An 8900-nucleotide genomic window follows, 5' to 3' on the forward strand; every position below is an offset into this window, starting at 1 on the left:
CCGTCAATCCGCTTGTTCGCAGATTTGCGAGTGGTTACTCTTTATCCACAATTTGATCAACAGCGAAGCAGGATGTACGTTCGGCAGCGGGAGCGAGTAGATGATCAAGATCCTTCACACAGCTGACGTGCATCTCGACTCCCCGTTGAGATCGCTCGCACTGCGCGACGCAGAATTGCGGGAGAAGGTCCAGACATCAAGCCGCACAGCGCTCACGAGGATTGTCGAAACGGCGATTTCCGAAGATGTGGCCGCCCTGCTGATCGCGGGGGACTTATTTGATGGTGCAGAACGTAGCGCGCGTACCGCGGCCTTTCTCATGCTGCAATTGGAGCGGCTGCGCGCACGTGGGATTCGTGTTTTCTACATCAAAGGAAACCACGATGCCGAGAATCCTCTCACCGGTGAGTTGAGCTTGCCTGATAATGTGCATGTGTTTGACGGCCGTGGCGGCAAGGTACAACTCACGGAGGATGTCTGGATCCATGGCGTCAGCTTCGCCAACCGTCATGCCCCGGAAAGTCTGCTGCCAAAATTCCACGCGCCGGTCGAAGGCGCGATCAACATCGCTATGCTGCACACATCACTGGCAGGTGCAGAGGGCCATGATCCCTACGCACCATGCACAGTCGCAGACCTAGCGGCAGCAGGCTTCGACTACTGGGCCCTGGGACACGTTCACCGCCGACAGGTCCACTCCAAGACACCATGGATCGTTATGCCCGGCACGCCCCAAGGGCGTGACATGGGAGAGCCCGGCCCAAAATCTGCCACTCTTTTGAACATCGATAAGGAAATCGAGATCGAGGAAGTGCCGACCTCGGTGGTTGAGTTCCTGCACATGCAGATCGACGCAACAGACGCTGACAGCGACGATGATCTACGCGATGCGCTCAAGCGCACCTTGCATGATGCATCACGAAACCTGCCATCGGAAAGCGCTGTAATACGTTTGGAACTTACCGGCCGCACACGGCGGCGTTGGCAGATCCTGCGCGATCAGGACATGTGGAAAGAGACCGCGGCCCAATATGCGCGCGAGTCGGGCACGCTTTGGCTGGACAAGGTCGTGCTCAACTTGTCCGACAACGCGGAGCGCGGGCACAGCGCCACGGACGAATTAGCCGGGATCATGAACACCATCCGCGAGGAACCAGGGTTTTCCGAGACTTGCCGTGCAGAGATCGAAAGTATTCAGCAGGAGTTGCCACCACAACGGCGAGCCGAGCTGTTGCCGGATGAAGCTGCAATGGACCAACTTGCGCTGCGTCTCGCAGAAGCCGGAGCAGAACGAATCCTCGCGCGAATGAAGGGAGCGACGGCCTGATGCGGATCGAGCGGCTCTCTCTCGACTTTTTTGGTCATTTCACCAGCAAGGCGCTCGAGTTCGGGAAAGCCGGTCAGGCTTCGGATTTTCATGTCATCTACGGGCCGAACGAAGCTGGCAAAACCACAACAATGGAAGCCTATCTGCGCCTTCTCTACGGCTTCCCCCATCGAGAGCCCTATGGGTTCCAACACCAGCGACAGAATCTTCGGGTCTCCGGTCTATTGGACATCGGAGGCGAAACCCGCCTGTTTACGCGACTGCCGTCCCGAACCGGCAATCTCAGGGGAGAGGCTGACGCGATCCTGCCCGAAACCGCGATCGCTTCGCTCCTCGGCGGGCTGTCGCTGGACGACTATCGTAGCCTGCTTTGCCTCGATGACGATACTATCGAAAAAGGCGGTGAGGATATTGCAAGCGCCCAAGGTGATATCGGACGATTGCTATTCTCCGCAGCGGCCGGTGTCGCTGACCTCAACGCAGTTTTGGAACATGCGAGGACCGAGGCAAACGGCCTATACAAAAAGCGCGCCAGCACAACGCGCGTCGCGGAACTGAAGCGCGAGTTGAGTGATGTTGAGACCGACATCCGCAACCTCGATGTCAGCGCCCACGCGTGGCGAAAGCTGAAGGATGCGCTTGAGGCCGCCAAGAATGAAGAGGCGAAGGCTCGCCAGGCAAGGGACGAGCTTCGCACCGAACAGGCGCGCATCGCTGCGCTGCGACGGGTGCTGCCCAATCTGGGAGAGATCGACCGCCTCGCGGATGAGATTGCCGACTACGCCGACTATCCCCAACGGATCGATATCAATACAGAAGACCTGGTCACGATGAGGACCGACCGAGGACAGGCGGATGCCGAATTGCGGCGACTGCTGGACGACCTAGTTAAGGCTGAGCAGGCGCGCGCCGCACTAGTCATCGACGCAGATCGCCTCGCCCTAGCAGAGCAGCTGCTTGATCTGGAAGACCTACGAAGCCGCATGAAATTGGCGGTGCTAGACCTTCCAAGACGCGAAAGGGCCTATGAAGAAGCACTTGCGGACATGGTGCGCATCGCCAAAGACCTTGGGGCACCCGAAGATTGCGAGGTCACCGCGCTTGTCATAACGCCGGCAGAGATTTCCCTCCTCGAAGGCCTGCGCGACCAGATGCGTGATGCGGCGGGGGCTTGGGAGACAGGGCATCGCGAGACAGCAAATTTGCAGGCTCGCATCAACCAAGCGCAAAAGGCGCATCAAGCATTGCTGGAAAACCCGCCGCAGACGGGAGTGTTGGACCTGCTGAAGCGATTCGACGCCCATGCCCTGGCACCAGCAGCAGCCACGGCGACGCAAGCCATCGCATCAGCCGAAAATATGTTGGAACAGGCGCTCGACGCCCTTTGCGTGGGTGCCTGCAGCTTCAGCGCCGTACCCGACTCCCCTGCTGATCAATCGGCAGCAGAAGACATTGCCCAGCAGCATGCCGATCTAACGGAAAAGATCGGGCGCTTCGACGACAGATTGGAGCGTCTCGACGAGGACATCGCCGCGTTGAACGCGAAAACCATCCGGATTTCTGAAGACGCCAGGATCAGCAGTGACCAAGAGGAACGGGAGGCCCGTACCCGGCGTGACGCCCTGTGGCAAGCGCATCGCGAAACACTGACTTCCGAGAGCGCTGACAGCTTTGCACCGGCGATGAAAACAGTGGACGACATCAACGCTGCGCGTCTTGCTCATGCCAGCGAGCTTGGCGAACTGCGAAAACTCCAGCAGGATCTGGCGGAAGCGGAAGCACGCGCCACGACGACCCGGGCGAGGCGCGATGAGCTTGCAGAGCAGGCACGAGAACTTGAGGGCCAAGTCCACGGTCTATGTTCGCAGCTCAGGCTTCCGGCGCTTTCCCCTTCTACATTCTCGGACTGGGTTGAGCTCCACGCCAAGGCCATATCCGCTGATCGGCAACGGAATAGGCTTACCGAACACCACCGGGAGACGCTGGATCGGGCCGAGCGGCTTCGTCAGACGCTCACGCCCCTCGTCGGGTTGGACACCCCGACATTTGATGCGGCGTTGCTCGCCGCTCGCGATGTTGCCGAAACCGAGCGGCTCTACCAAAACGAGGTGCGCGCGGCGGCAGACAAAACCGCCGCCCTAGAGGAGGATCTTGAAAGACGGCAAAGCGAGCAAGGGGACCTGAAGGACACCGCCGGGACAACGGCTGCGGCTTGGAAAGCAAAGGTATATGAGCTTTTTAGCGATACACTCTCTCCAGACAAGCTTGTCGCAGCGCTCGGGCAACTGCGTGAAATACGCGAACACAACGAAAAGCGAAGACAAGCCGAACGCCAGGTCACTGCGATGCAGGAAGATCAACGCCGGTTCACGGAAGCGTCCGGCGCTCTTGGTGCCCGTTTCGGTATCACAGAGAACGACCCCCTCGATACATTCCGGCGGCTGCAAGAGATCGCAGACCAAGCGCAGTCGGACAAGTCATTGCACGAGGAGCTCAGCAATAAGTTAGAAGACGGCACCGCGCTGCGAAGGGACCTCGAGGCAAAGATCGAGGACATCGACAGGAAGGTATTAGAACTTGGCGCGGTGTTCCCAGAGACGGTAGACACCAGCACTATCGACACCCTGCGAGCCGCTGTGGGCAATGGCCTCGACGTCATCGCAAAGAGAGAAAAGGTCGCCGAACTCGAACGGCAGATCCTCGACGACCTCTCACTGCAGAATGTAGAGAAAGCTCGCCTCCTGCTAAACGATGAGACCGCCGTAACGCTAGAGGCAAAAGCGAAGTCCCTGGATACCGATCTCAGCCTCGCGGAAGAACAGATGTCCACCGCCACCGTGGCTCGGGCCAATGCTGAACGTGACCTAAGCAATATCACCGGAGGCGCTGAAATCGCCGAGTTGGTTGAGCGGCGCGCTACGCTGCAGATGCTGATCGAAGAGGCGCTACTTGATTACCTGGAGCGAGACTTTGGCCTGCGGCTCGCCGAAGACGCCATCCGCCGCTATCGCGACAGGCATCGGAGCGACATGATGGCATCCACTGAGCGCGCCTTTGCGGAACTCACGAACGGCGCTTACCAAAAGCTGCTGACGCAACCGGACGGCGCGGCCGAAATCATGTTGGCAGTCGATGCGAGCGGCACACCCAAGCAGATTGGCGATATGTCGAAGGGGACGAGGTTCCAGCTCTACCTCGCGCTGCGCGCGGCCGCCTACGAGCAAATGGTAGCGCAGGGCGTTCAGCTTCCCTTTTTCTGTGACGATGTCTTTGAGACCTTCGATGAAGATCGAACGCGTGCCGCCTGCCGTCTCATGGAGCGGATCGGCCGGAGCGGTCAGGCAATCTACCTGACCCATCACCGTCATGTTGTCGAAATCGCGAAAGAGGTGTGTGATGCGCCGCCGACCGTTCATTTACTCTAATTGTGAAAGCTGGCGCTATGTCAAAGTACAATCCTGATCATAATGTCGACCCCATTTACGCTGCGGCACAGACCTGGCGCGATAAATCTCTCATCTCAGGCGGGTCTGTCTTCATAGATGGCAAGGAACTTTTGTCGCAGAAGCTGCTGGATGAATTGGATCGGCGCTTCGTTAAGAACCTCGATATCGGCGAAGGTGATTTCCTCTCGAAATTGAAGGTGCAGCTTTCGGAGGGTTCCGCTGATTGTCGGCAGCTGATGGCCGAGAGCCTATGGCTTGCGCTGCTATTTCCATCAAACGTCGGTGCCACGAAGAAACGCGAGAACGTGCTGGAGATATGGTCCTGGTCGAGCACGGACCTGGACGCGACGCACCCACTCCTATCAGACGCTGTTCTAAAAGGCATCGGCTCCGCCGGAACCGCTTACAACACACACCGTTGGCGCGAGTTGGTCTTTCTCATTGGCGCATTGCGGGACTTCAAGGCTCGCGATGGCTCCGAGCGCGAACAGATCACTTCGGAACCGTGGGCATTCTCGGGCTGGTTGAGCAGCCTACCAGATGCGCGGCACCGACAGCTGATCCACATACTGCCACATCTTCTGTTTCCCGATACCTTCGAACGGATTAGTTCCGAGAGCGACAAGCGCCAAATCCTAGCCGGCTTTGGAGACACGCCAGAGAAGGAAATCAAGAAATGGAGCACTGTCGAGATCGACCGGGCCCTGCACGAGCTGCGCCACCGACTCGAAGAAGAACATGGCGCGGACATCGATTTTTATCAGGAAGAGTTCGAGGCCCAGTGGAAGAACCAGACAAAAAATTGGCTCCTTAGTTGGAACCCCTCCAAGTGGAACTGGGAGACACTTGCGACCGACCGGGCCACGACAATCAGTGGGGAGAAGGCCGACAATCGGTGGCGCTGCAGCTCGAACAAGCCCCGCGAGGGCGACCGCGTCTTTCTATTCCGTACCGGCAGTCCTCCGAAAGGCGTCGTTGCCGTCGGAAAGGTCACACGCGCTCCCTACGAAGCGGAGCACTGGGAACAGGCCCGGGGCGACGCCGGAGAGACAACGCGCTTCGTTGACGTGGCATTCGACTCCGTCCGCGATGCAACGTCGGACGAAATCGTCCCTCTGGAACAGCTGCAAAGCCGTGAGCCCGGTCAGGAATGGAACCCTCGGTCTTCCGGAATCGAAATCAAGGCAAAGGCTGCTCGGACATTGGAGCGCCTATGGAAGGCGCTACCGTCCATCGAATCGGGCGCCACTCCACTTGGGGGCGACATCGGTGCTGAAGACGCGTCTCCAAAGAAACTGGCCCCGCCCAAGAACCTCATTCTGTATGGTCCTCCGGGTACTGGTAAGACGCATAGTCTTAAAAAAATGAGGCAAGACTACAAGGACGAGGCCGGCGAGCGCTTCGAGTTCGTGACGTTCCACCAGAACTATGCATACGAAGATTTCGTCGAGGGAATTCGACCCGTCGCCGAGAATGGCACGGTCATCTACAAGGTGATACCGGGGGTTTTGAAAAGGCTTTGTGACCGAGCCCGACGCTCGCCTGACAAACGTTTCGCCCTATTCATCGACGAAATCAACCGCGGCAACGTCGCCAAAATATTCGGCGAGCTGATCACGCTAGTCGAGGTGGACAAAAGAATCCACACTGACGCTTCGGGCAACCAAGTGCCCAACTGTGACGGCTTGGAGGTAACGCTGCCTTACTCCGGTAAGCGTTTTGGGGTGCCCGCGAATGTCGACGTGATCGGCACTATGAACACCGCGGACCGCTCGATCGCTCTGCTAGACAGCGCATTACGACGCCGGTTCCGGTTCGAGGAACTCACGCCGCTGCCAGGACTTCTCAAATCGATCGACGACGGTGAGGGCAACGCGATAGATCTCCGTCAACTTTTACAGGCCATGAATGCCCGCCTATCCCGCCTACTGCACCGCGACCAGACGCTCGGCCACAGCTATTTCTACCATGTGAAGTCATTCGACGAACTGCGTCGGGTCTTTGCGCGGGAAATTCTGCCCTTCCTACAAGAGGTGTTCTACGACGACTGGCGGCAAATCCGATACATCCTCGCCGATCAAGCCGTGGAAGAGGAGCTGCAATTGGTTCGGGCGCGCGCGCAGAGTGCTGTCGTGCTCTTTCCGAAGGCGGACCCGACCGAAATCGGAGATGGCGAGGCGTTCGAGATCATTCGGGAAGACGAGATCACACCCAATGCAATCCGCAAGATATACGAGCCGCCGGAATGAGGCGCCTGACCGTCCGCGAAAGGGAGGCCCTCAGCATCGGCCCGGCCGGCGAGATCAGCGCGCTCGAGGCAGAAGGCCTTGAAAAACTGGCCGTTAGTCTGCCACCCAGGGTTCTCGCTTGGGGTCATCGGTCATTGAAGTTCGGCCCTTTCTGCGGAGTGCTGCAAACAGAGCAGCTTGCCATCGAGATTCTTCCAAAGATCGACCGTGGGGGCGATAGCAACGAAGACATGCGGGGCCTTCTGGTGGCCATGCTGGCGCGCGCAGGTGAGCTTAGATCAAAGCGCGTGGGCGATGCTGGCCTCGCGCGGCAGAACAGCCACCTCCTGGACATCTTCATCGAGGATTTCTGCGGCCAAGTGAAATCCGCGCTCCGAGGCGGGACTATTGCCCGGTACTCAGAGAAGACAGAGAACCTCAACGCCATCCGCGGACGGCTTGAGCTTACCGAGCACCTGCGCGCAAACGCCTTTGACCAGTCTCATCTGCTTTGTCGTTTCGACGAGCGCAGCATCGACAATCCCTACAATCAGGCGCTGAAGGGCGTCCTACGGAACCTTCTCGGATTCGCGCTGAGCCCAAGAACTCGGGCGATGGTGGCGGCCTTTCTCCATCGCTTTGACGAGGTAAGCGATCGACCGGTTACGGTCCGCGACATTGACGGTCTCCGCCTTGACCGCACCATCCGACACTGGAAGCCGGTGTTTGCAAGGGCCCGCTGGCTGCTGTCAGGCCTCTATCCGGATGTTCGCACTGGCGACGCGGCTGGTTCGGCGCTGCTCTTCAACATGGAAAAGCTCTTCGAGACGGTGCTTGGGCTGCGCATACGGCACGCCTGTCAGACGCAGCATGGTGGTCGCCTTTCCGTTGGGCTCCAGAGCACTGGGAAGAACCTCGCGACGGCGGGCTTCCAGCTGCGCCCCGACATCGCCATTCAGCGCGGTGATGAGACGGTCGCCATCCTCGATGCAAAGTGGAAACGCCTTGATCTCGGCGAAGCGAACTCCGGCGTCTCGAGCGGCGACGCGTATCAGATGAACGCCTACGCCAGTCGCTACCGCTGCAAGCGACTCGCGCTCGTTTACCCGGCATCAAGGGACTGCCCGCCGGGAAGGATCACCGAGTTCGTGCTCATGACCGAAGAGCGGCCGGTACTGGATGTCGTCGCGGTCGATGTTCGAGAGCTCGCCTTAGGAAGCGGAATCCCGGCCGGAATCGATGCGATGATCCCTAGCGAGCAAAACTGGAAGCTAAGGTCATCGGAGATACCGGCTTACGCAGCAATATGAAGGACTTCGAGCCCTCTTGCTTCCACAGTGCTTCCACGCCCGGACCAAATGCAAACGCCGCCCCGGAGGGCGGCGCATAAGCGTTTGATAACGAGTGTAATTTTGGTTGCGGGGGCAGGATTTGAACCTGCGGCCTTCAGGTTATGAGCCGCCACTTGATGAAATGCGGTTCTCGTTAGATTTCAGCCAGTTACCGCCCAAGCCCTTGACGTCACAAAGATATCGGCGCGCATCAAGCGACATTCAACCGCACTGACCGGCGCGCAACGGAGAACGAAGCAGATACGCCGGTTGACCTATTGTTGACCCGACATCCGCTAGGATCGTCGATGGCGCTCAAGTCTCCCCCGCGTCCCCAAGCCGCCCCTACTTGCGCTGGCAGAAGTTCAGGCCGCCCGAGCTCACCCATCACGCAAAACCTCAACCCTCAAGACGCTGATGCCTCCCGGGCTCTCATCGACAACCTCTTCGAAGCCATCAAAGGGAGGGCGCCAGGCAGGTCCCGCCAACGCACCCTGCGCTTGCCAGCGATCATCAATCTGGTCAATCAGCTGCTGGAGCCGACAATCGCGCCACTGGCGGAGACACA

Annotated in this window: 5 protein-coding genes; 4 read left to right on the forward strand and 1 reads right to left on the reverse strand. The window is 58.9% G+C overall.

What is annotated here, in order from left to right; translation table 11 throughout:
* The first annotated feature begins 100 nt into the window (after positions 1 to 100).
* From ACFTOW_RS16840 to ACFTOW_RS16855, 4 genes are read left to right on the forward strand one after another with little or no spacing between them, the layout of a single operon-like run.
* Positions 101 to 1327 carry a metallophosphoesterase family protein gene (locus tag ACFTOW_RS16840; protein WP_379917846.1) on the forward strand — a complete coding sequence of 409 codons (1227 nt, stop codon included), beginning with the start codon at positions 101 to 103 and terminating at the stop codon, positions 1325 to 1327.
* Positions 1327 to 4752, forward strand: a complete 3426-nt coding sequence (locus ACFTOW_RS16845; RefSeq protein ID WP_379917848.1) for an AAA family ATPase — start codon at positions 1327 to 1329, stop codon at positions 4750 to 4752. The genes ACFTOW_RS16840 and ACFTOW_RS16845 overlap by 1 nt, the downstream gene beginning before the upstream one ends.
* Positions 4753 to 4769: 17 nt before the next feature.
* On the forward strand, positions 4770 to 7022 hold the full coding sequence (locus ACFTOW_RS16850; RefSeq protein WP_379917850.1) for an McrB family protein: 2253 nt from the start codon (positions 4770 to 4772) through the stop codon (positions 7020 to 7022).
* On the forward strand, positions 7019 to 8311 hold the full coding sequence (locus tag ACFTOW_RS16855; RefSeq protein ID WP_379917852.1) for an McrC family protein: 1293 nt from the start codon (positions 7019 to 7021) through the stop codon (positions 8309 to 8311). Before ACFTOW_RS16850 ends, ACFTOW_RS16855 begins: the two co-directional genes overlap by 4 nt.
* A 401-nt stretch (positions 8312 to 8712) precedes the next feature.
* On the opposite strand, the gene ACFTOW_RS16860 is transcribed toward ACFTOW_RS16855, so the two are convergent.
* Positions 8713 to 8900, reverse strand: a 188-nt coding sequence (locus tag ACFTOW_RS16860; protein ID WP_379917855.1) for a hypothetical protein, incomplete at its 5' end; no start/stop codon positions are given.

Origin of the sequence: Lacimonas salitolerans (genome assembly GCF_042677865.1) — a bacterium.
Classification (GTDB): domain Bacteria; phylum Pseudomonadota; class Alphaproteobacteria; order Rhodobacterales; family Rhodobacteraceae; genus Lutimaribacter; species Lutimaribacter salitolerans.